Origin of the sequence: Carboxylicivirga taeanensis (assembly GCF_051851475.1) — a bacterium.
Lineage (GTDB): Bacteria > Bacteroidota > Bacteroidia > Bacteroidales > Marinilabiliaceae > Carboxylicivirga > Carboxylicivirga taeanensis.
In genome coordinates, this window is the sequence record NZ_JBPUSJ010000068.1 from 1 (window position 1) to 1,710 (window position 1,710).

Sequence of the window (1,710 nt, forward strand, 5' to 3'; positions counted from 1 at the left end):
GAAGCGGGAATCGGCCCAACCAAAGCGAGCCGGACTGCTATGCATTATTGCAGCTTGTTGTAACCTGTTATTTTATATTCCTAATTTCTCTAATGGTCAGCTTTGCACTAAGCCAAAAACCAAATGAGAAGGTGTTTTACGCCAGCGTTTGGAAATCAACCTTCCGGAAAAAAAGTGCGGATGGCATCTAACACACAAATAGTTGCAGAAAAACAGCTTAAGCCTGGCGTAAACAGTTTGTAAATCAAATTGATTCCTGTTCACGTTTGAGAATCAATTCCAGAAGCACTTCAATATGAACGTCTGGGCTGATATGAAAACAACCGAGTCAGGATTAGTGGCCAAGTTATTCTGAGTTTTGGTTTTTGGCGGACGACCAAAATTTATCTGTAAATATTTAACCAACAAATAGGTTACAACGGTGGCGGTATGAAACGTTGCGCTTTTAGAAGCACAAACCTATCAACCCGTTAAACCGCTGATTAAATGTTATGTCGTTCAAATATAGCACTATCCGCGCAATGTTTTATGACCGCGTGTTGTGCTTAGTATTTTTTATAAATTTTAAATTCTTTATCCCCAATATTTGTCTTTTTTAGAAATCTCTTTCGACTAATTTCTTTGTTTTGACTGTCCCAAGTATACATTTTATTGCCCTTCCAACGCATTTTTAAATCGGTAAGAAAATCCGTATAAAAGAAATATCCATTGGCTAAACTTAATGTAATAGAATCAGATTCCGTTTGGGGCTGTTTGAATGTGTTCAATATAAGAGTGTCATTTGATAAGCTCCAATTACCAGTCCATATTTTCCAACCTCCCACATCGTAAAAAATCCCGTATTCAAAAGTTGAGTCTGATTTTATTTCAAGTTGTTCGCATGCAAAATATCCAGATTGACATTTACCGTATAAACCAGTAATTTTCAATTTTTCTTGTCCGAAAGTACTAATTACATTTATACTTAAAGTCAATATCAGTACTACATATTTCCCTGAAAAAAATCTTTTCATCCCTATTCTCCTAAAACTAAAACAATATTCCATATAGACTTTTTATTTGGGAGTAAAAAGTCAAGATATATGGTTCCCATTAATCCATTTACTCTTTTAATAAGCATCTTCTCTGTTACAATCTTCCCCGTTTCTTTATCTATAATCATTGCTTTGCTATCGTGTAATAAATCAGGGCATATGTAATACAAGTCTTCAATATGATTTTTGTCTTTATTTTTGTAATCATCAGAACCAAACATTCTTTTTCTTTCTTCCTCGGTGTAATCATACCACCAATCTCTTAATCGAATCTGTTCGCTTGAATTGAGTAAGGATTCTAAATCAGAGTGTACTTCCTTTGGTAATGTAAATTTAGAGTCTCGTGAAACTGGATTATTTATCAATTCCTTAATATCCGATTTTTTAAAATAGATTATTGCATGTTTTTTTTCAAGTCGCAATATATCGGTGGATGTAGTATCAAGTTCTGAAGAATAAAACTTCTTCCTACGAATTTTATCATAGTCAATATGAGACCATGACTCAATTGAAAGAGCAAGCAATAATATTATTAAAATCTGTTTTGTCATTTTGCAGTATCGTTCTCCAATATTAAGCACAACGGTCAGGCTATGAAGCGTAAGTGAACATTAACCAGATTTCACTTCCGAACTTCACGGAGCCAAAACGTTGTATTTGTTTTTATCTTATCATT

General features: G+C 34.0%; 3 protein-coding genes. 1 reads left to right on the forward strand and 2 read right to left on the reverse strand.

The window, feature by feature from the left end; all coding sequences use genetic code 11:
- The coding region (locus ACSX1H_RS19235) for a hypothetical protein (RefSeq protein ID WP_439185878.1) at nt 1-191 on the forward strand (191 nt) is incomplete at its 5' end.
- A 354-nt stretch (nt 192-545) separates the two neighbouring features.
- Here ACSX1H_RS19235 and ACSX1H_RS19240 read toward each other — a convergent pair.
- On the reverse strand, nt 546-1,013 hold the full coding sequence (locus tag ACSX1H_RS19240; protein ID WP_439185879.1) for a hypothetical protein: 468 nt from the start codon (nt 1,011-1,013) through the stop codon (nt 546-548).
- Nucleotides 1,014-1,015: 2 nt separating this feature from the next.
- Nucleotides 1,016-1,585 carry a hypothetical protein gene (locus ACSX1H_RS19245; protein ID WP_439185880.1) on the reverse strand — a complete coding sequence of 190 codons (570 nt, stop codon included), beginning with the start codon at nt 1,583-1,585 and terminating at the stop codon, nt 1,016-1,018.
- Between the last annotated feature and the right edge of the window lie 125 nt (nt 1,586-1,710).

Coding starts and splice junctions, on each gene's coding strand:
- ACSX1H_RS19240 (WP_439185879.1), bottom strand. CDS start 1,013: ATGAAAAGATTTTTTTCAGGGAAATATGTAGTACTGATATTGACTTTA.
- ACSX1H_RS19245 (WP_439185880.1), bottom strand. CDS start 1,585: ATGACAAAACAGATTTTAATAATATTATTGCTTGCTCTTTCAATTGAG.